The organism is Mesorhizobium sp. M5C.F.Ca.ET.164.01.1.1 (assembly GCF_004792125.1).
Taxonomy (GTDB): domain Bacteria; phylum Pseudomonadota; class Alphaproteobacteria; order Rhizobiales; family Rhizobiaceae; genus Mesorhizobium; species Mesorhizobium wenxiniae.
On record NZ_SRTG01000254.1, the window covers coordinates 1 to 356 of the forward strand.

General features: G+C 61.0%; 1 protein-coding gene. It reads right to left on the bottom strand.

Going from position 1 to position 356, the window contains the following annotated elements; all coding sequences use genetic code 11:
• A partial coding sequence (locus EN807_RS35975) for a hypothetical protein (protein ID WP_210240020.1) occupies positions 1-356 on the bottom strand: 356 nt, incomplete at both ends.

A 356-nucleotide genomic window follows, 5' to 3' on the forward strand; every position in this document is an offset into this window, starting at 1 on the left:
CGGTGACTCCGGCGGTTGCGTTGCTGTAGTCGACGGTGTCGTTGAGCCCGGTGCCGCCATGGAGCGTATCGGCTCCCGAGCTTGCGGCAAGGACTTCTCCGGTCGTGTCGAGACCCGTCAATTGATAGCCGCTGCCGGAATGCGTTCCGGCCAGAGCCACTGACAGATTGTCGGTGCTGGTGACGCTGTCCCCGTCGTGATCGGTGATACCGAGCGCGAAGTTGAGCGTTGTATCGCTGACGATGGTCTGCGAGTTGTAGGTCAGCGACAACAGCACGACCTTCGGGTCGTCGCCGCCGGCGCTGGCAATGTTCTTGACGTCTACTTCGCTGAAGTTGAAGAACGCACCGCTGTTT